General features: G+C 45.9%; 15 protein-coding genes. 14 read left to right on the forward strand and 1 reads right to left on the reverse strand.

Annotated elements, in window-relative coordinates; translation table 11 throughout:
* The first annotated feature begins 643 nt into the window (after positions 1–643).
* From VEHSUH05_RS02115 to VEHSUH05_RS02175, 13 genes are all read left to right on the forward strand, one after another.
* Positions 644–1,906 (forward strand): S-layer homology domain-containing protein, encoded by a 1,263-nt coding sequence (locus VEHSUH05_RS02115; RefSeq protein WP_054674724.1) that lies wholly within the window; start codon positions 644–646, stop codon positions 1,904–1,906.
* A gap of 593 nt (positions 1,907–2,499) precedes the next feature.
* On the forward strand, positions 2,500–3,726 hold the full coding sequence (locus VEHSUH05_RS02120) for an S-layer homology domain-containing protein (protein ID WP_054674726.1): 1,227 nt from the start codon (positions 2,500–2,502) through the stop codon (positions 3,724–3,726).
* A 435-nt stretch (positions 3,727–4,161) separates the two neighbouring features.
* The gene (locus tag VEHSUH05_RS02125) at positions 4,162–4,974 is read left to right on the forward strand and encodes a Cof-type HAD-IIB family hydrolase (RefSeq protein ID WP_105090614.1); all 813 of its coding nucleotides are present in this window, start codon (positions 4,162–4,164) and stop codon (positions 4,972–4,974) included.
* A 12-nt stretch (positions 4,975–4,986) separates the two neighbouring features.
* Entirely contained in the window at positions 4,987–5,901 is a 915-nt protein-coding gene (rapZ, locus tag VEHSUH05_RS02130) for an RNase adapter RapZ (protein ID WP_105090615.1), read from the forward strand.
* Positions 5,902–5,913: 12 nt separating this feature from the next.
* On the forward strand, positions 5,914–7,263 hold the full coding sequence (locus VEHSUH05_RS02135) for a gluconeogenesis factor YvcK family protein (RefSeq protein WP_038116970.1): 1,350 nt from the start codon (positions 5,914–5,916) through the stop codon (positions 7,261–7,263).
* 15 nt (positions 7,264–7,278) lie between these two features.
* Positions 7,279–8,226 carry a DNA-binding protein WhiA gene (whiA, locus tag VEHSUH05_RS02140; protein WP_038116967.1) on the forward strand — a complete coding sequence of 316 codons (948 nt, stop codon included), beginning with the start codon at positions 7,279–7,281 and terminating at the stop codon, positions 8,224–8,226.
* 12 nt (positions 8,227–8,238) lie between these two features.
* Positions 8,239–11,073, forward strand: coding sequence for an ATPase (locus VEHSUH05_RS02145; protein ID WP_245875913.1), 2,835 nt, complete (start codon positions 8,239–8,241; stop codon positions 11,071–11,073).
* A 234-nt stretch (positions 11,074–11,307) separates the two neighbouring features.
* Entirely contained in the window at positions 11,308–12,258 is a 951-nt protein-coding gene (locus tag VEHSUH05_RS02150) for an aspartate carbamoyltransferase catalytic subunit (RefSeq protein ID WP_105090616.1), read from the forward strand.
* Positions 12,242–13,531, forward strand: coding sequence for a dihydroorotase (locus tag VEHSUH05_RS02155; protein ID WP_105090617.1), 1,290 nt, complete (start codon positions 12,242–12,244; stop codon positions 13,529–13,531). The genes VEHSUH05_RS02150 and VEHSUH05_RS02155 overlap by 17 nt, the downstream gene beginning before the upstream one ends.
* Complete coding sequence (carA, locus tag VEHSUH05_RS02160) at positions 13,528–14,595, forward strand: glutamine-hydrolyzing carbamoyl-phosphate synthase small subunit (protein WP_054674728.1); 1,068 nt, start codon at positions 13,528–13,530, stop codon at positions 14,593–14,595. Before VEHSUH05_RS02155 ends, carA begins: the two co-directional genes overlap by 4 nt.
* A gap of 1 nt (position 14,596) precedes the next feature.
* Entirely contained in the window at positions 14,597–17,797 is a 3,201-nt protein-coding gene (gene carB / locus VEHSUH05_RS02165) for a carbamoyl-phosphate synthase large subunit (RefSeq protein ID WP_105090618.1), read from the forward strand.
* Positions 17,798–17,800: 3 nt separating this feature from the next.
* Positions 17,801–18,568: a dihydroorotate dehydrogenase electron transfer subunit gene (locus tag VEHSUH05_RS02170; protein WP_105090619.1), complete on the forward strand. Its 768-nt coding sequence runs from the start codon at positions 17,801–17,803 to the stop codon at positions 18,566–18,568.
* Positions 18,568–19,518 (forward strand): dihydroorotate dehydrogenase, encoded by a 951-nt coding sequence (locus tag VEHSUH05_RS02175; RefSeq protein ID WP_105090620.1) that lies wholly within the window; start codon positions 18,568–18,570, stop codon positions 19,516–19,518. Before VEHSUH05_RS02170 ends, VEHSUH05_RS02175 begins: the two co-directional genes overlap by 1 nt.
* Before the next feature lie 102 nt (positions 19,519–19,620).
* Here VEHSUH05_RS02175 and VEHSUH05_RS02180 read toward each other — a convergent pair whose 3' ends face one another.
* Positions 19,621–20,511, reverse strand: coding sequence for a LysR family transcriptional regulator (locus VEHSUH05_RS02180; protein ID WP_038116950.1), 891 nt, complete (start codon positions 20,509–20,511; stop codon positions 19,621–19,623).
* Between the two features lie 194 nt (positions 20,512–20,705).
* Here VEHSUH05_RS02180 and VEHSUH05_RS02185 point away from each other — a divergent pair, with 194 nt between their 5' ends.
* The gene (locus VEHSUH05_RS02185) at positions 20,706–20,891 is read left to right on the forward strand and encodes a hypothetical protein (protein WP_038116948.1); all 186 of its coding nucleotides are present in this window, start codon (positions 20,706–20,708) and stop codon (positions 20,889–20,891) included.
* Positions 20,892–20,903 lie beyond the last annotated feature (12 nt).

A 20,903-nucleotide genomic window follows, 5' to 3' on the forward strand; every position in this document is an offset into this window, starting at 1 on the left:
AGATGTGTATAAGATACAATATAATATAAATAATAATATAATAGTGAAAGTCTATTTATAGCATAATAGTGAAAGCTTATTTATAAGCACATAATAGTAAAACTTTTGTTGCTGAGCATGAATGTTTCAATTGTTGAGCATATGGAAAATTTACTCATAAAAGCGCTTATAAATAGGCTTTTTATTTGTTTGAAAATAAATGAATTACGTTAAAATCGCTTATAAAAGTGCCTGTAATTAACCGATATATAACGAAAATTAATCTATGGTGCATAGTAAGATTAGATGGATTTACTAAAAATAAGATTAAAAGGGATAAATTTTGGTACTATTTTTACGAAAATAAAATGAAATTGTATGAAATTTAATTTTAAGAATACAGTAAAAATAAGGGTTTGTACATTGAAAATCATTCATGAAGAAAAATTCATCAAATTTAATTGCGTGAAATACTTTACAAGAAAAATGACTGGTGCTATAGTCACAGTACAGAAAGACATAACCACATAGAAGTGGAACAAAGAAAGACCTATTTAGATGAGGAAACGTGGACACTCCTAAAGAATTCTTTCAGAGTTAAGCGGACATGTGATGACTGTCTTCTGATTATATATTTCTTTATATAAGAAGGAAGGTTTTCATTATGAAAAAACAATTCGCAACAATGTTAGCAGCAACAGCAGTGTTAGGTGTAACAACAGCATTTGCTGCAAATCCATTCTCCGATGTAACTCCAGACAGCTGGGCATATCAAGCAGTATCCCAATTGGCACAAGCTGGTATCGTTAATGGTTATCCAGATGGCACTTTCAAAGGCCAAAACAACATCACTCGTTATGAAATGGCTCAAATGGTAGCTAAAGCTATGGCTAATCAGGACCGTGCAAATGCGGAACAACAAGCTATGATTAACCGCTTGGCTGATGAATTCTCCAATGAATTGAACAGCTTGGGCGTTCGCGTATCCCGCTTGGAAGACCGCGTAGGTAATGTAAAAGTAACCGGTGATATGCGTCTTCGTTATCAAGGTTCCGAAGATAAGGGCGTTTACAAACCAAACAGCAAATCCTTAACTGACGGCCGTGCACGTGTACAGTTCAATGCTAATGTAAATGATAAAACAGAAGCAGTTGTTCGTGTAAAAGGTAATTACGAATTCGGTGATTCCAGTAAGGATTCCCAAGCAAAAATCGATCGTGCTTATGTAGATCATAAATTCGGTAGCAACGTATCCGCTAAAGCTGGTCGTTTCCAACAGACAATTGGTGGCGGTTTGATGTACGATGATACATTCGACGGTGCTCAATTGAACCTCGGCAATGACAAAGTTCAATTGCAAGGTGCTTATGGTTACATGATTGACGGCGCTGCTGAAGGCAACTCCAAATCCGATAACCCATCCGTATCCTATGTCGGCTTGAAGGGTAAAGTTGGTAAAGAATCCTCCGTCGGCGGTTTCTACTCCAGATTATCCAGCGGTGACTTGAACCACAATGGTGTAACAGTTAACTCCGATAAACAAAATGTTTACGGTTTCAATGCGGACTTCCGTAAAAATAAATTATGGGCCGGCGGCGAATGGTTGAAAGCTTCCAACGTAGATAACTCTCAAGCTTGGACAGCAGGTCTTGGTTACGGTAACTACGACATCGCTAAGAAAGGTACATGGGATGTGAAAGGTCAATATTTCAACCAAAAAGCTAATGCACCTATCGTAAGCTCTACATGGGATCAAGCATATGACTTGACTAATACATCTAACGGTTACAAAGGCTACATGGCTTCCGTAGATTATGCGGTACAAGATAATGTAGGTTTGAGCGCCGGCTACGGTTTCAACTCTAAAGACCAAGACGGTAACGACTTATCCGACTTCTACCGTGCAGAATTGAATTACAAATTCTAATTTAGTTAGAATCATAAAAAAAGACTTCTTCGGAAGTCTTTTTTTATGAAATCTTTTGTATATAATAGTATATATAAAGAAGAAATTTTTTGTATTTATTGGAGTTGTGAGTAAGTATTGTCTAGTATTTAACTGTAAACAAAGCACTATATATTGTATGAAATCTTTATGAAGTATATTGTATAAAACGGGATACAGTTAATTAATGAATATATTATTGATTAGCAGTACTTAATAATATTTATGAGAATTAATATTGAAAAAGAAGATGAAATACAAAGATTGAACTTTTTTCAAAATTTATTAAAGCTTCATGAAGATAGGATATAACTGGCTTCATCGAATTTTCAAAAAAGAAAATTTGCTTGTTGAGAACAAAAATGAGAAAAAGGGGTTTACACTCAAAATTGGTTGTGCTAATATCACCGTACAAGAAGTGACAAACACATGAAACGAGGAACTTCGATATAGAATATGGTGAGGAAACGTGGACACTCCCAAGAATTCTTAATCTGAAGGACTGAGTAAAATGTGAATGTTATGACTTGTAACATTTTAATTTTTTTAGTTTTTCAGAAAGAAGGAATTCAACTATGAAAAAACAATTCGCAGCTCTTTTTGCAGCAACAGCAGTTTTGGGTGTAACTACTGCATTCGCAGCTAACCCATTCTCCGACGTAACTCCAGATTCCTGGGCATACCAAGCAGTTTCCCAATTGGCTAACGCTGGTATCGTTAACGGTTACCCAGATGGCACTTTCAAAGGTCAAAACAACATTACTCGTTACGAAATGGCTCAAATGGTAGCTAAAGCTATGGCTAACCAAGACCGCGCTAACGCTGAACAACAAGCTATGATCAACCGTTTGGCTGATGAATTCTCCAACGAATTGAACAACTTGGGTGTTCGTGTAGCTCGTTTGGAAGACCGCGTTGGTAATGTAAAAGTTACTGGTGATGCTCGTCTTCGTTATCGTGATTCTTCCAAGAAAGCTTGGAATAATGGCAAATCCAAATTCGACGGCCGTGCTCGTGTACAATTCAATGCAAATGTAAACGATCGCACTGAAGCAGTTGTTCGTGTAACTTCCGGCAACTTTGAATTCGGTGATTCCCGTGAAGGCGGCAATGCAGATGCTAAAATCGACCGCGCTTATGTAAACCATAAATTCGGCGAACGCGTATCCGCTAAAGCTGGTCGTTTCAACCAAGTTATTGGTGGCGGTTTGATGTTCGATGGCACATTCGACGGTGCTCAATTGAACGTTGGCAACGACAAAATTAAGGCTCAAGCTGCATACGGTTACATGGTATCCGGCGAAGCTGAAGGCATGACTAAAGAAGAAAACGTAACTAACACATACATCGGCTTGAACGGTAAAGTAGGTAAAAACACAACAATTGGTGGCTTCTACAACCGTGTAAACCAAGATACTGACAATGATTACAAAAATATTTATGGCTTCAATGCGGATGCTAACTTCAACAAAGTTTGGGTTGGCGGTGAATGGTTGAAAGATTCTAAAGTAGATCGTTCTCAAGCTTGGACTGCAGGTCTTGGTTATGGTAACTACGACATCAAAAAAGCAGGTACTTGGGATGTGAAAGGTCAATACTTCAACCAAAAAGAAAATGCACCTATCGTAGATACTACTTATAATCAATTCTACACTACAAATGCTAAAGGTTGGATGGCAACTGTTGACTATGCATTGCAGAACAATGTTGGTTTGTCCGCTAATTACGGTTTCGACTGGAAAACTCAAAGCGGTGCCGATCTTGGTGACTTCTACCGTGCAGACCTTAACTACAAATTCTAATTTGATAGTTAAACATATAAAAGAGACTCCCTCGGGGGTCTCTTTTTTGTATATATTTATATGTACATTGTTAAAGCTATTAATAATTTTAATGAATTTTCAGTGAATGAGGCTATTGCTATTCCTTTTTGGTATGGAAATCATCCTTTATCTTATGGCTATTATGAATGAATACTCTGTATATTTCGTTATATTATGCATTATTCGCATATACTCAGGTATTTACATTTTTCATGTATGGCCGTAAGATGAGAATATAAATGGTAAGACCAAGGGGGAATGGCTATTTTTCTTGCACTACACACATTCAACCTTGTATGAGGACCTTGGAGAGGAGGCCCGATAGGACCAGACAATTCTGTCTGGTCCTATTTTTATTCCTCTATAAAATGGTATAATAAAGAGTATATTATTTGTTATATAAAGGAGGCGGGCATGGATCCTTCTTTTTCTCATATACAGATGGTGGCTATCGATTGTGATGAGACATTGGTACGCAGTGATAATACCGTATCGGATTATACCGTTGATGTGCTGCAACGGTTGCAGAAAAAGGGCGTTGCCGTTACGATTGCAACGGGGCGTATGTATCAGACGGCTCGTCCCATCGGGGAGGCATTACAGCTTGGCAATGTACCGATGATTTTATTTTCCGGCGGGCTGATTCAGGAATTAACCACCGGTCAGAAGCTGTTTGAACAGACCGTGCCTCTCACAGCGGTACGGCGAATCTTTCAGATGGCGGAAAAACATCATTGGCATATACAGTCCTATGTAGATGACCGATTGTTATGTCATCATCCGACGTGGCAATCCGAGCTGTATGAACGTCAGACGGGGGCGAAGCCCGAGTTCTTAGGTGATGATCTGTACGGTTTGAACAGGGAACCGAATAAGCTGATTGCTATCGATAAAGCGGAGCATATTGACGGCATTATCGACAGTTTACGACCATCGGTGAGTGATATGGTTACGATGGTGAGAAGTCAGGCTGATTTTCTGGAAATCATCGCACCTCATGTATCAAAGGGGCATGCATTGCAACGGTTGGCCGATTCTAATGCTATCCCTTTAGAACATATCGTATCGTTCGGCAATGCGGAGAATGACATTTCCATGCTGAGCAGGACGGGATTTTCCGTGGCCGTTGAGAACGCGACATCTGCTGTGAAAGCTATGGCAAAGGGCATTTGTGGGCATCATAATGAGGATGGTGTGGCACATTGGATTGAAGAGAATCTTTTATAATGGAGACAGGATATGGAAGCATTTCGTTTATTAATTGTAACGGGCATGTCCGGTGCCGGTAAGACACAGGTATTACAAGCTCTTGAAGATATGGGATATTTATGCGTCGATAATATCCCGCCTATATTGATTCCCAAATTGAGTGAAATCTGTCGTCAAGGCGGAGAAAAAACGAATCGCGTGGCCCTTGTCGTAGATATTCGGGGGGGCGAATTTTTTGAAGCCCTGTCCGCATCTCTTGACAGCTTGAAAGAGATGAAGGTGGATTATGAAATTGTATTCATGGATGCTACCGATGAAACATTGATACGGCGTTATAAAGAGAGTCGTCGCAGTCATCCGTTGGCTCCGGACGGACTCATCACGACAGGTCTTAAAAAGGAACGTCAGATCTTAAATTCCGTACGTCATAAGGCGGATTTCATCATCGATACGACGAACATGAAGACAGCCAGCCTGAAAGAGTATTTGAAGACCCGTTTCACTCAAGCTGATGACGGGCACGGTATGTCTATCACCGTGGTGAGCTTCGGATTTAAATACGGTATTCCTCTCGATGCGGATATGGTATGGGATGTACGATTCCTGCCGAATCCTTTCTATATTCCCGAGTATCGTCATAAGACCGGCCGCGTAAAGGTCGTCAATGATTATATTCATTCCTTTGAGGTGACGGAAGAGTTTAAACGGAGATATTTTGATACCATGGATTTTCTCGTGCCGAATTATGAGCAGGAGGGAAAATCTCAATTTATCATAGCTGTCGGCTGCACGGGTGGTATGCATCGCTCCGTGGCGATGGCGGAGACCTTATATGCTCATTTATTGCAGAATGGATATCATGTATCCGTTGAACATCGGGATATGATGAAAAATAATGTGGAAGAGGATTTTAATCCTCATGAAATTAATACACTGTGTGACTAGATAGGGGTTATTATGTTACGAAAAGGATGGTTCCGGTGGCTGATTCCGGGTCTAAATATCAAACGTTGGCTTACCCTGTTCAGTCTCGGTGTAGGTCTATTGATCATCGGCATTTCCTTGATGTTTAACTATCAATGGTTAGCCGTTCTTGAAGATATCGTGCTCGCGTTTTCTTATGAAATGACGGGCTTTTACAATTATAATATACTCGTCGCCGTTGGTGTTGTGCTCATCTCTGTCGGAGGTGTACTGATGCTGATCGGTACGAGTAAGGTCGTTAAGACCATTATTCGCGCCGTTTTACCGAATCCGGACAGCAAGGTGTCGGATATTATCTTTCAGAATATTCGCCTTGATAAAGGTCCTAAAATCGTCGTTATCGGCGGCGGTACGGGTCTGTCCAATTTATTGCGCGGCTTGAAAACTCATACGTCGAATTTATCGGCTATCGTTACTGTCGCTGATGACGGTGGTTCATCGGGCCGTCTGCGTGAAGACTTTCAAATGATTGCACCCGGTGATTTACGAAACTGCCTGGTTGCGTTGGCGGAACAAGAAGGTGTTATGGAAAATCTGTTCCGATATCGATTTGAAGGAGATAATGAATTATCAGGACACAGCTTCGGTAATCTGTTTATCACGGCCCTTGCGCAGGTGTATGACGGTGATATAGAGGAAGCCTTAGAGGCGGCCAGTAAGTTGTTGCGTGTACGCGGGCGCGTTATTCCGTCATCTACGGAATTTATTAAATTGCGCGCGGAAATGACAGATGGTACTATAGTTGAAGGTGAAAGTAATATTCCTAATTCGGGTAAATGTATTCGCCGCATGTACAGCGATCCGGCATTGCCGAAGCCGGAAGGGGCCGCATTGCGTGCCATCGATGAAGCCGATTTTATCATCATTGGGCCGGGGAGCCTGTATACGAGCATTATTCCGAACCTGCTTACCGATAAAATTGCATCTCACATTAGAGCAAGCAAAGCGAATAAGATTTATATCGCCAATGTTATGACTCAACCGGGGGAAACATCAGGCTATACATTAAATGACCATGTGGAGGCGCTTATCGCGCACGGCGGAGAGGGAATTATTGATACGGTTCTCGCTAATGACGGACCGTTGCCGATTCAGATGGTCGAACAATACAGCGCCGTCGGTTCAGAGCCGGTGGCGATCGATTCAAAGAAATTGCAGGCCAAAGGCATTCGTACGATTCGCGCGACGTTGATCAGTTCTCAGAAGCCGGCTGTTCACGATCCGGAGCGATTGGGCAAGGTCATCATGGATATCGTCCATGCTATGCAGTCCAATACGGAGCCGCATATTCTGGAATATTATTTACAACGGGATGATCATTAATCAGAGGAAATCCATATGTCATTTGCAGAAGATGTAAAAAATGAATTATGCCAATATGAATCATCCGGTGATGTGGATATGGCCATGAAAATTGAGGCGTCCTGCTTGTTGCGTATGAGCGGATCCATTATTCTGGGCCCTAACGGGGCCGTAGGCATTCGGCTGGCAACCGCCAATAATGCGGTTGCCCGTCGTCTGTTAGGCATTTTAAAAAAGCAATATGAACTGCCTACAAATGTACTGGTACGGCAGGGACTGAATTTAAGAAAAAAGAATATGTATACATTGTCCGTGGAGCCCTCTGCGGAAGGACGTCAGGCATTGGAAGATTTGGCCCTCTGGCCTATGACGGCACAGATTCCCAGAAGCTGGCTCAAATCGATGGAATCCCGTCGCGCCTTTTTGAGAGGGGCGTTTTTAGGGGGCGGATCCGTTAATAAGCCGCAGAGTGATTATCATCTGGAATTCATGACCGGCAATGAAGCTTTTGCGAGGGAGATTATTTATGTATTGAAATTATTTCATCTTCATGGCGGTCTGACGGAGCGTAAGGATGAGTTTGTGGTGTATCTCAAGGAAGGGGACGCCGTGACGAACTGCCTTCAAATCATGGGGGCTCAGTCGGCATTGATGGACTTTGAGAATGTGCGGATTATGAAAACCGTGCGTAATCAGATTAATCGTCAGGTGAATTGCGAGACGGCGAATCTGCAAAAAATTGTAGATGCCGCGGTTCGTCAGGTCAAAGCCATCCGTATTGTTGATGAATATTTAGGTATCGACAAATTACCGGAGAAATTGCGTGTTGTGGCCGGATTGCGACTGGAGAATCCGGAAGCCAGTTTAAAAGAGCTTGAAGAAATGATGAACGGTAAATTGTCTAAATCCGGTATTGGTCATCGTTTAAAAAAAATTGAAGCGTTAGCGCTAACTTATGACCCGAACGGTCTGGAAGAATTATAGAGGTGAGAGAGTATGTTTTCATATCAATCAAAATATTGTGTGGCTGCGGCGATGGCCGCGATGGCTGCGCTTACGGGGCATGTGGAGGCACGCGATATTGACTTAAAATCCATAGGATATTTTCAATTTTCGCCATTGCCGCCATCCTTGGTGTCCCAGACGGATACATTGTTGCTATCCGACAGCCCTGAATACGTAGGTCCTGTAGGTGGTACGCTCAGCGCGGGTACGATTAACGGAAACGGGCGTATCTATTTCTATCATGTAAATGAAATGTCGCAACCTCATAAGATGGCCATCGTTCTGGAAAATCAGACGCCATATGCGAGTACTGTGCATGTTATGAGACAGCTTAAGTCCGTAGCATCGAAGGATTATTTTGCGGCCGGCCGCGATTTATCACGTCAGGATTTAGAACATCCTCTTGATGAAAGTCCGACGGCAAAGCCTCTATATTCTTTGAGTATCCCTCCGAAAGGTCGGCAGCTCATATTCTCGGATTTAGAAAATACACCGGTCCCTCAGGATGCATTATTTACGGGCCTTGTAGATATTAAAACGGATGCACCCGTTTATGCGCGTGTTATGATGCTCCCTATGGATCTTAATTCGGTAGAGGCGTCTCACTGGGTTAATAATTTACCGATCGATGAAATCCAATTGCGCGGTACCTATACAGGGGCCAAGCGTAATATGGAGGTAACGACGCCGTACGATACAGCTCTTGGCGGTGCTTATGTGGAAATCGGTAATGATAGAGAGGATGTTTTCATCAACGGTGTAGATGAAATGCAGAATAAGGCATTCGTTCGGGACCGCGGTAACTATGGTGTATCGTATACTTTAAAAATTCCTACGAAGGGCGAGGAACCGTTCCGTCTGTATTTTAATCCTCTCGGTGGACCTTATTCCGGTTCTTTTACGGTGAAAGCTTTGCATCAGCAGGGGGCTCGTCGAGGTGAAACGGATACTCGTACATATCATATCGGCGGTGCGGATGGCGTTTCGGCTTTAGGTGACGGAACGATTCTGGATAGCCGATTGATGGGCAACTATAATGCGGGGGATGAATTGACGTTATCCTTTATGCCTGCCGGTGCATCCAATTTACCAATTCGATTCCTATTCATTCCTGAATCATTGGCGAATCCCCAGCAACAGCAGACGATCGCCGTGGAAGTATCTAAAGAGGCTAAAGACAGCTTGGGACATCCTACGGAAGGGCTCAAGAACATTCCGGTAGGGACTTCAAAAGGTGCCGAAAAAGGTCGCATCGATACAACGAAGCCGGGTGCTGCTGATAAGGTGAAATCCGCAGAGTCAATTGCTCATGAGGAAACCAAGAAGTTAAGCGATAAGGCGGCGGCTGAGGCTAAGCGCGAAGAAAAATTGAAGCAGGCGAAAAAACTGGAAGAAGTGTTTGCCCGCAAGAAGGCCGAGGAAGCGCGTGTTGCTGCGGATAAAGCGGCAGAAGAACGCAAGGCTGCTGAAGCGAAACAGGCTGAAATAGAACGCAAGATGGCGGAAAAAGCCGAGGCGGATCGAAAGGCGGCCGAGGAAAAGGCCGCTAAAGAGGCTCAGTTGGCAGCTGAAAGGGAAGCTCTCAAGGCGCGTGAAGCGGAAGAGGCGCGACAAGCGGCAGAAGCAAAACGGATTGAGGATACGCGCAAGGCGGAAGCTGCAAGAATTGAAGCGGCTCGTAAGGCTGATGAGGCTCGACAAGCAGCTGAGGCGAAACAGGCCGAAGAAGCGCGCAAAGCGGAAGCGGCGCGAATCGAGGAAGAGGCAAAGAGTGCTGAGAATGCCAATAAAGAAGCTGTAGCTCGAATCGAGGCGGCCCGTAAAGCGGAAGCGGATCGTCAGGCGGCGGAGCGAAAACGTGCTGAGGATGAACGTAAAGCTGAACAGGCACGGCAAGCTGCTGAGGCTAAACGCATTGCGGCCGCTCATAAGGAAGCGGTAGCACGAATTGAAGCGGCTCGTAAAGCCGAGGAAGCACGCCGAATTAAGGAAGCAAAACAAGCGGAAGAAGCACGCAAGGCTGAAGCTGCGAGAGTTGAAGCGGCCCGTAAGGCGGAAGAAATACGTAAAGCGGCAGAGGTTAAACGGATTGAAGAAGAACGTAAGGCCGAGGAAGCTCGCATCGTAGCAGAAGCTAAGCGCGCCGAAGAAGTGCGAAAGGCCGAGGAAGATCGAAAGGCGGCAGAAGCGAAACGCGCTGAAGATCAACGTCGAGCAGAGGCCGCCCGTATTGAATCCGAACGACAGGCGGAATTGGCGCGTCAAGCTGAGGCAGCTCGTCAGGCGGAACAGGAACGATTGGCTGCGGAACGTGCCGAGGCGGAACGACAAGCGGCGGAGGCGAAGCGTATTGCGGAAGAACGATACCAGGAACATCTCATGGCGGAACGCAAAGCGGAAGAGGCTCGTCAGCAGGCGTTGGCTCAAGCGGAAAGCGAACGGAAAGCGAAGGAGCGCGCCGAGGCGATTCAACGTCTTCAGGAACGACAAACTTACGAGCGTCGTAAAGCGGAAATGGCACGTCAACAGTTGGAAGCGGAACGACAAGCGGCGGAACGCGCTCGCAGAGGCCGATCCTTCGAAGAGTTGGATGATACCTCTAACAGCGCATCGAAAGTATATATTCCGGATGCTATATCCATTGAAGAGTTGACGAAACCGAGACCGACAGCTTCTCAGAATACGCGCCCTCGTGAACAGCGTGAACAGGAGCAGCAGGAACAACAAACGCAGCAACAGGAACCGCAAAATCAACAGCAGGAGCAGCAGAACCAGGAACAAAATAATGAACAACAGAACCAACAAAACGGAGCTCAAAACGGCTGATGATTTTTTCGTTTTTACATTGACTTTCACAGGAGGATTCAGTACAATTAATGGAGATATAATGCTGAAGGCGGTACGAGAGACCGCTGCATTACACAATACCTTTTAAATTGGTCCAGAGAGGCTGAAAAAGGAATATAGTTAAAGTGCCCTCAAGGGCTTCTTTGTGTAAACTATTAGACCTTTTGCTCTGGGCAAAAGGTCTTTTTTGATATGGTGAGTTAGGAGGAAATCATGGGACAAGTTAGCTTGCATGGCAAACATCTATTGGGTTTGCAGAATGTGTCCGCTGAAGAAATCAGATTGATTTTGGATGTGGCGAAGAAGATGAAGAAGGTCGTCCTGTCTGATGACAAGAAGATTCCGTTTTTGAAAGGGAAATCTATCGTTAATCTCTTTATGGAACCCAGTACACGGACCCGCAGTTCTTTTGAATTAGCCGGTAAATACCTGGGTGCTGATGTCATCAACATTACACCGAGCGGCTCGTCCATGGGCAAGGGTGAAAGCTTCCGCGATACATTGCTCACATTGGCCTACATGGGAACGGATGCTATCGTTATGCGTCATAGCGCAGAAGGGGCGCCTTTGTATGCCACAAAGGCAGTAGATCCTATCATCATCAATGCAGGTGACGGGGCGCATGAACATCCTACTCAGGCTCTACTCGATATGTATTCCATATTGGAGAAAAAAGAGTCTATCGAAGGTCTGAAGATCGTTATCCTCGGGGACATCATGCATAGCCGCGTTGCAAGATCCAGCATTTACGGTCTCACAAAAATGGGGGCCGATGTTCATTTGGCTGGTCCCCGTACCATGGTATATCCGGAGTTTGCGAAAATGGGCGTCACCGTTCATCACGATGTGCGTGAGGCCGTTGCCGATGCGGATGTAGTCAATGTACTTCGCATTCAGCTGGAACGTATTCACTCCGCTTTATATCCGACTAACCGTGAATATGCGCGTATTTTCGGTATCAACCAGGACGTATTAAAATTGGCAAAGGATGATGTCATGGTGATGCATCCGGGTCCGATGAACCGAGGCCTTGAAATCGCTCCTGATGTAGCTTATTCGGATCAATCGGTAATTCAGGAACAGGTACGCAACGGCGTAGCGATTCGTATGGCGGTATTGTACTTAACAATTCATGGAGGTGACGGTAGTGAGCTTGCTTATTAAGAATGGTACGGTAGTTAATCCGGCAAAACAACAACATGAAGTAGCGGACGTTCTCGTGAAAGATGGTAAAATTGCAGCCATCGGTCAAAATTTAAGTGCAGACGGTGCCGAAGTATATGATGCGACGGGCCTCATTGTAGCACCGGGGCTTATCGATATTCACACACATTTACGCGAACCCGGTCAGGAAGCGAAGGAAGATTTTCATTCCGGTACACAGGCGGCGGCAGCCGGCGGCTTTACCCGCGTCGTAACGATGGCGAATACAACACCTGTTGTGGATAATGCGGCCCTCGTGAGAGGTTTGAAAAAACAGGCGGAACTGACCGGTGTCGTGAAGGTTGAATTTATCGGCGCCGTGTCCAAAAATCTTGAAGGTAAGGAACTGGCGGAACTCGGTGATATGGCGGAAGCGGGCGTCGTTGCGTTCTCCGATGACGGTCACTACGTAGAAAATGCGGCATTTATGCGCCGCGCTTTGGAGTACTCGTCCATGTTCGACAAGATGGTTATCGATCATGCAGAGGATATTACGTTGACGAAAAACGGTCATATGCATGAAGGCTTTGTATCCTATGAACTGGGTGTTATCGGACGACCTGCGGTAGCGGAGGATTTGGCCGTGGCTCGTGATATTCTGTTATCTGAAATGACGGGCGGTCATATTCACATCGCTCATGTAAGTAGTAAGAACACCGTGGATATGGTGCGCCGTGCAAAGGCTAAAGGCCTCAATGTAACCTGTGAAGTGACGAGCCAACACTTGTCCTTTACGGATGAATACTTACGAGATTATAATCCCGCTTTCAAAATGGCGCCGCCAATCCGATCGGAAGATCATCGTCAGGCCCTCTTGGAAGGTTTAAAAGACGGTACCATCGATGCGATTATTACAGACCATGCACCGCATGCGTTTGAAGAAAAAGACCACGAGTTCTGCTGTGCGCCTAATGGTTTCAGCGGCCTTGAAACATCGTTGGCCGGTGTTATTACGAATGCATACGGCCCTGATAAACTCAGCATCGATCAGGTCGTGTACCACATGAGTACGCGTCCGGCGGAATTGATGCGTCTTGATGCAGGTGTTCTTGAAGTCGGTAAACCGGCAGATATTACCGTGTTCAGTGATACAGAAACCTGGACGGTAGATCGCAATCAATTCTATACAAAAGGTAAGGTCAGCCCATTTGACGGTATGACCGTTACGGGCAAGGCTAAACTCACCGTAGTGGATGGTGAGATTGTTATGAAGGAGGGCGTAGTCCTAAGATGAAAGGCAAGTTAGTACTCGAAGACGGATCCGTATTTGAAGGGTCCTTGTTAGGTGGCGCTCCTACAGTAGGTGAGGTCGTGTTCAACACAGGTATGACCGGATATCAGGAAATCCTGACAGACCCGTCCTATGCGGATCAAATTATTACATTGACCTATCCCTTGATAGGTAATTACGGTACATTGAATGCTATTACGCAGGGACCTAAACCGTATTGTAAAGGCTTTATTGTCGGTGAACTGTGCGATTTTCCGTCCAACTGGCAAAATGAAGGCCTGTTTAGTGAATACCTTCGTCTACATGGCATTCCCTGCCTTTATGATGTGGATACGCGTGCGATTACGCGTGCTATCCGTAATCACGGTGTAATGAAGGGCGTTCTGGTACGCGCCGATTATCTGATGGAGGATATTGAAAAATTCTTTAAACAGGAATTGCCCACCGATCAGGTCATGCGAGTTACTACGAAGTGGCAGGGTATGCGCGGCGATAAAAATGCCGAGTTCCACGTTGCCGTTATGGATTACGGTGTGAAAGAGAATATCCTTCGTTCTCTGGAGACGGCGGGATGTCGTCTCACCGTATTCCCGGCTGATTCCAAGGCGGAGGAAGTACTGGCCGTGAATCCGGACGGTATCTTCCTGTCAAATGGACCCGGAGATCCTAAGGATCTCGGCTATGCGGTGGAAGAAGTCAAAAAAATGTTCGGTAAGAAGCCGATTTTCGGTATCTGCATGGGTCATCAGGTATTGGCGCAGGCCTATGGCGGTTCTACGTTCAAATTAAAATTCGGACATCGCGGGTCGAATCATCCTGTACAGGACTTTCGGACCGGACGCGTATATATTACATCTCAAAATCATGGCTTTGCCGTAGATGATACGACATTGCCTGATGATGTGGAGGTGACGCATCGCAGCGTAAATGACGGGACCGTAGAAGGTATGCGTCACAAGACCTTGCCGATTTTTTCTGTTCAATACCATCCGGAAGCCTCTCCGGGACCGACAGATAATTTATATTTGTTTGATGAATTTGAAGATATGATGAGAAAGGGACGATAATATGACCACAGAAGCAAAAAAGGTACTCGTAATTGGTTCTGGGCCAATTATCATCGGCCAGGCGGCGGAGTTTGATTACGCCGGTACACAGGCCTGTCGTTCCCTTCGTGAAGAGGGCTATAAAGTAGTTCTGGTTAACTCCAATCCGGCTACGATCATGACGGATACGGATATTGCGGACCGCGTATACGTGGAGCCTATCAGTCTTGAATTTGTTACAGAGGTCATTAAAAAGGAACGTCCTTGGGGGCTCTTGGCGACATTAGGCGGTCAGGTGGGACTTAATATGGCCGTACAACTGTCCGAAGCGGGCGTTTTAAAAGAATACGGCGTGCAGTTGCTCGGTACCACATTAGAGGCCATCAAACAGGCGGAAGACCGTGAACTCTTTAAGGAGGCGATGGAGAAAATCAATCAACCGGTTCCTGAATCGGATATTTTTAACGACCTTGAGGAGGCCGTAGCTTTTGCGAACCGTATCGGTTATCCGATCATCATTCGGCCGGCTTATACATTGGGCGGTACCGGCGGCGGTATTGCGCACAATGAAGATGAAATGTATGAAATTACACGTCGCGGTTTGAAACTTTCACCAATCCATCAGATCCTGGCGGAACGTTCCGTTGCGGGCTGGAAGGAAATCGAGTACGAAGTGATGCGCGACAGTGCGGATAACTGTATCATCGTATGTAACATGGAAAACATCGACCCTGTAGGCGTGCACACGGGCGATTCCATCGTCGTGGCGCCAAGTCAGACGTTGAACGATATTCAATACCAGATGCTTCGTACCGCATCTGTAGATATTATCCGTTATCTGAAAATCGAAGGCGGTTGTAATGTACAGTATGCGTTGAATCCGAATAGCAACGAGTACATCGTTATCGAGGTAAATCCTCGTGTATCCCGCTCCTCCGCGTTGGCGTCCAAGGCGACGGGCTACCCCATTGCAAAGGTGGCTGCAAAAATCGCGGTCGGTATGACACTCGATCAGATTACGAATGCTGTAACAGGCGAAACCAAGGCGTGCTTTGAACCGACGCTTGACTACGTGGTAACCAAATTCCCGCGGTGGCCTTTTGAAAAATTCAATTTGGCTGACCGAACATTGGGGACTCAAATGAAGGCGACCGGCGAGGTTATGGCCATCGACCGTTCTTTGGAAGGTTCTCTATTGAAGGCGATCCGTTCTCTGGAAATCGGATTAGACCATATCGAACTTAAAAAGATCGCCCACGAATCTATGGAGCAATTGATTGAACGTTTGCATCTCGTAGATGATGAACGCATCTATGTTGTAGCCGAAGCACTCCGCAAGGGCATCAGCGTAGAAAAAATTCACTATATTACAAAAATTGATAAATTCTTCATTGAAAAAATCAAGAATATCATAACTGTAGAAAAAGCGTTAGCTGAAAACGGTTTGACCGAGGATGTATTGCGTAAGGCAAAACGCTACTCCATGACCGACTCCGTCATCGCCCGTTATGCACATACGACAGCGGATGAAGTACAAGCGAAACGCAAGGAATGGAATATCGTTCCTACTTATAAATATGTAGATACATGTGCAGCCGAATTTGAAGCGCACACGCCATACTACTACTCTGCATATGCAACAGAGGATGAGGTGCGGCCTCTAGGGGACAAATCCGTTGTGGTTCTCGGTTCCGGTCCGATCCGCATCGGTCAGGGCGTGGAATTTGATTACTGCTCCGTACATTCCTCCTGGGCGCTTCGCAAGGCGGGCTATAAATCGATTATCATCAACAATAATCCGGAAACCGTTTCAACCGACTTTGATACATCCGATTCCTTATACTTCGAGCCGTTAACCGTGGACGATGTAATGGAAATCATCAAAAAGGAAAATCCTATCGGTGTCATCGCTCAATTCGGCGGTCAAACGGCGATTAACTTGGCGGGACCGTTGGCTGAACGGGGGGTAAAAATCCTCGGCTCCTCCGTGGACAGTATCGACATGGCGGAAGACCGTGAACGCTTTGATGAATTGTTGGCGAAACTTGGCATCTCCCGTCCTGTAGGGGCTCTTGTGACGTCCGATGAAGAGGCGCAAGCGGCGGCTAAGAAACTGCAATATCCGTTGATTGTCCGTCCTTCCTATGTGTTGGGCGGTCGTGCGATGGAAATCGTATATAATGATAAAGAACTCGACGTATATATGAAAGAAGCCGTAGTTGCCTCGAAGGAACATCCGGTTCTCATCGACCGTTACATGGTCGGTATGGAGGTAGAGGTTGACGCTATTTCCGACGGTACCGATGTATGTATTCCGGGGATCATGGAGCAGATCGAACGTGCCGGTGTTCACTCCGGTGACTCCATGGCCGTATATCCGGCACAACATCTGAGTCAGGATATCATCGATCAAATCGTTGATTACACATGTCGTATCGCAATCGGCCTCAATGTTAAGGGCGTCCTCAATATCCAATATATCGTGGCTGACGGCGCACTGCATGTTATCGAGGTAAATCCTCGTTCCAGTCGTACGGTGCCGTTCATTTCCAAGGTTACAGGCATCAATATGGTGGAATGCGCAACGCGTATCGCCCTCGGTGAAAGCTTAAAAGATTTAGGCTTGCCGTCAGGTCTCGTTCCTAATAAACCATATGTGGCCGTAAAGGCGCCGGTCTTCTCGTTCTCCAAAATGGGGCTCGTGGAAATCGCTCTCGGTCCTGAAATGAAGTCCACCGGTGAAGTTATGGGTATCGGTCGTACGTACTCGGAGGCATTATTTAAGGCTATCAACGGCGCGAATATGCGTATTCCTGAGGACGGTACGATTCTTATGACCGTTGCGGACCGCGATAAAGAGGAAGCTAGTCAGCTGGCAAAAGGCTTTATCGAACTGGGGTATCATATCGAGGCGACGGGCGGTACCGGTAAATACTTTAAAGACCATGGCGTTGACTGCAAGGTGGTCAATAAAATCTCCGAAGGCAGTGATAACTGTGCGGATCACATCCGTCAGGACAAGGTTGATCTTGTGCTCAACACATTGACGGCAGGTAAACGTCCTGAACGGGAAGGGTTCCAGTTGCGCCGCCTCGCCGTAGAAATGGGGACACCTTGTCTAACAAGTCTCGATACGGCCCGTGAAGTATTGCGTGTTGTGGTAAATCGTAAGAATAATGCAAATTATAATGTAGAGGCATTACAGGATTTTGAATTGGAGTAAAACATGAGCGGTTATGTGGAAAAGGGCGAAGTCGTTCGCAATGAGCAGATAGGTTCCGATGTATGGATTATGGATGTCCACGCACCGAAACAGGCAGCGGAGGCTAAGGTGGGACAGTTCTGTAATGTGCGCGTTACAGATTCTACGGCTCCATTGTTGCGTCGTCCTATCAGCTACGCCGGATTTGATGCGGAAAAGGGAATAATTACCCTCTTGTACCGCGTCGTAGGTGCGGGAACGGATATTATGACTCGTCTCGTGCCCGGGGATAAGCTGGATTGTCTGGGGCCTTTGGGTAAACCTTTTATAACGTCCGAGAATATGCTTCTCGTAGGCGGCGGTGTCGGTATTGCACCGATGCTGTGCATCGCTTCTCATCTGAACGCGGATGAAGAGGCGCAGGTGATTTTAGGCTTCAGAAATGAATCGGAAACCTTTTGGGCGGATCTGTTTGCCGATACGCCCGTGAAAGTACATATCACAACTGATGACGGCAGTGTCGGTACGAAGGGCTTTCCGACGGCTGTCATGCCTGAACTGATTTGTGCGAATGCCTTTACATCCGTCATGACCTGCGGCCCTACGCCGATGATGAAAGGTGTTGCCCAGGTGGCGCGCGATCTTTCCGTGCCATGCCAGGTTTCATTGGAAGAGCGCATGGGTTGCGGTACCGGCGGTTGTCTCGGTTGTGCTTGTGACGGGGCAGGAGGTAAACGCTACAAGGTATGTAAAGACGGTCCCGTATTCCCCGCTGAGGAGGTGTTCTTTTAATGAGTGAACGCGATTTAAATAACACTGTTAGACCAAATCCGAAGCTTGCCGTGGACTATTGCGGAATTAAGATGAAGAATCCTGTTATCGCCGCATCCGGTACATTCGGGAACGGACCGGAATATGCAGGCTATTTGGATCTCAGTAATGAGGTAGGGGCCATTTCCGTTAAAGGATTGACCCCGAAGGGACGCCACGGTAATCCGGGGACCCGCATTTCGGAAACGCCGTCCGGCGTGTTGAACTGTATCGGACTTGAAAATCCAGGTGCGGAGCATTTTGTATCGGATGTTCTGCCTACCTTGAAGCAATACGATGTGCCGTTATTGGCGAATATGTCCGCCGGAACCATCGAGGAATTCGCCTGGATGGCGGAGACCCTTTCCGTAGACGGTATTGCCGGTCTTGAAGTCAATGTATCCTGTCCGAATGTCGCTTGTGAAGGCATGGCTTTCGGCGTCGATCCGAAGGTGGTGGAGCAGGTGACGAAGGCGGTTCGGAGGGTGACGAACAAGCCGGTTATCGTGAAACTTTCACCTAATGTTATGGATATCGTGGAAATCGCAAAGGCCGTCGAAGCAGGCGGTGGTGACGGGGTGAGCCTCATCAATACACTCTTGGGTATGGCTATCGATATTCATCGTCGTAAACCGGTGCTGGGGAATATCTATGGAGGACTCTCGGGGCCTGCCGTAAAACCTGTGGCACTTCGCATGGTGCATCAGGTCTATAAATCCGTGAACATTCCGATTATCGGTTTGGGCGGCATCATGACGGGAACGGATGCCGTCGAGTTCATGATGGCCGGTGCCTGTGCCGTTCAGGTGGGAACCGCCACCATGGTGGATCCGACGGCAATCGGACGGATTGTACGAGAAATGGGCGATTATGTAGAACGATATAACCTGAACAGCATCGGCGATATCGTCGGGGCTGTTCATGATGCTTAAACCGGAAATTTTGGGCATAACAAAAGACCTAGTATATAATGTACTAGGTCTTTTCTTATCCTCATATCGTCTGGCTTAGGATTAATCAATCGGCGAATGCTGTTATACATAGGCTTTATAGAAGTCGATAAATTGTTGCGCCACAGGGGAAAGTGAATGCCCTTTAAGCGTAATGAATGCTTTTTTAAAGTCTCCTGAGAATTCAGGTAATTTAATACGGGCCATCTTGCGGTGGTTGACCATTTCCTTCGCATCCATCGGAACGAGTGATACGGTACGTCCAGAAGATGCCCATTCGATGGCGGAACTCTTGGTGGTCGTAATAGCGATAGCGTTCAGTTGTGTCATGTCTGTCAGGCTTGATTGTATAATCATGCGTACCGAGCCGCCTGAGAGCGAGAGAGGACATTTTTTGATGTCATCCCATGTGATCGTATCGTGTTCTCGATCGGTCCAGAATACATCGCGTCGGAATATAGCATATAAATGTTCCTCCTGCGTGAGGAGAATGTCGAATTTGTCAGTATCAACCATTTGAATATTGGCTATGCCCAGCTCGGCACTGCCGTTGATGAGTTGGCTCACGACATTTGTCATGAGTCCTTCGTAGATTTCAAAGTGTACCGATGGATATTTTATGGAAAAAGCCGGCAAGTACTGTTGTACAATCGGTGTAGATCGGGAGGCGGATGTTGCGATACGCAATGTGCCCTCAATGCGTGAGTTTAACTGCTGAACCGCATTGTACGTGGACTCTTCAATCGAGCATAGTTGCTGCGCTTTTTCATAGAAAATCTTGCCTGCATCGGTGAGTTGTAAATTAGTCCCTCGTTGTCCCCGTTTGATATTGATGAGCTGCGCTCCGAACTCAGCCTCTAAATATTTTAACTGTTTACTTAAAGCGGGCTGTGTAATATGCAGAATTTCTGCAGCCTGTGTCATATTGCCAGTTTGAACGAGGGTAATAAAGTTGTGGTAATAAGATGTATCCATGTGATCTCCCTATTATACATAAAACAGATAATAAAAATTTATAACTGACAAAACAATCGTTATTTCACATTTTACAGAAAGCTATATATACTATACAGCAGAAACGAGATACAAAACAAAATCAATATAAAAAGTTTTGTTTATCTCATTAAAAATTTTAATGTGTTTCTGTGAGCAAGAAAGTGGGTACTATTATGGGCGTAGTAAAAAGAACTTTAAAACAGGCAATGCGTAATTGGGAAGCACGTAAGCTAATGACTGCACACAATTCCGTTAATCGTAAAAAACAATTGGAACGGGTATGGCCTCATCCGTTGACTTCCGAAAAACGTCGTCAACTAGGGCAGGGTGTTTTAAGTTTAGGTCGCCATAGCGGCTAATCATTACATTTG

Origin of the sequence: Veillonella denticariosi JCM 15641 (genome assembly GCF_002959855.1) — a bacterium.
GTDB classification, from domain to species: Bacteria; Bacillota; Negativicutes; order Veillonellales; family Veillonellaceae; genus Veillonella; species Veillonella denticariosi.

Coding starts and splice junctions, on each gene's coding strand:
- VEHSUH05_RS02175 (WP_105090620.1), top strand. CDS start 18,568: ATGAGTGAACGCGATTTAAATAACACTGTTAGACCAAATCCGAAGCTT.
- VEHSUH05_RS02145 (WP_245875913.1), top strand. CDS start 8,239: ATGTTTTCATATCAATCAAAATATTGTGTGGCTGCGGCGATGGCCGCG.
- carB (WP_105090618.1), top strand. CDS start 14,597: ATGACCACAGAAGCAAAAAAGGTACTCGTAATTGGTTCTGGGCCAATT.
- VEHSUH05_RS02150 (WP_105090616.1), top strand. CDS start 11,308: ATGGGACAAGTTAGCTTGCATGGCAAACATCTATTGGGTTTGCAGAAT.
- whiA (WP_038116967.1), top strand. CDS start 7,279: ATGTCATTTGCAGAAGATGTAAAAAATGAATTATGCCAATATGAATCA.
- rapZ (WP_105090615.1), top strand. CDS start 4,987: ATGGAAGCATTTCGTTTATTAATTGTAACGGGCATGTCCGGTGCCGGT.
- VEHSUH05_RS02115 (WP_054674724.1), top strand. CDS start 644: ATGAAAAAACAATTCGCAACAATGTTAGCAGCAACAGCAGTGTTAGGT.
- VEHSUH05_RS02170 (WP_105090619.1), top strand. CDS start 17,801: ATGAGCGGTTATGTGGAAAAGGGCGAAGTCGTTCGCAATGAGCAGATA.
- VEHSUH05_RS02125 (WP_105090614.1), top strand. CDS start 4,162: ATGGATCCTTCTTTTTCTCATATACAGATGGTGGCTATCGATTGTGAT.
- VEHSUH05_RS02185 (WP_038116948.1), top strand. CDS start 20,706: ATGGGCGTAGTAAAAAGAACTTTAAAACAGGCAATGCGTAATTGGGAA.
- VEHSUH05_RS02120 (WP_054674726.1), top strand. CDS start 2,500: ATGAAAAAACAATTCGCAGCTCTTTTTGCAGCAACAGCAGTTTTGGGT.
- carA (WP_054674728.1), top strand. CDS start 13,528: ATGAAAGGCAAGTTAGTACTCGAAGACGGATCCGTATTTGAAGGGTCC.
- VEHSUH05_RS02180 (WP_038116950.1), bottom strand. CDS start 20,511: ATGGATACATCTTATTACCACAACTTTATTACCCTCGTTCAAACTGGC.
- VEHSUH05_RS02135 (WP_038116970.1), top strand. CDS start 5,914: ATGTTACGAAAAGGATGGTTCCGGTGGCTGATTCCGGGTCTAAATATC.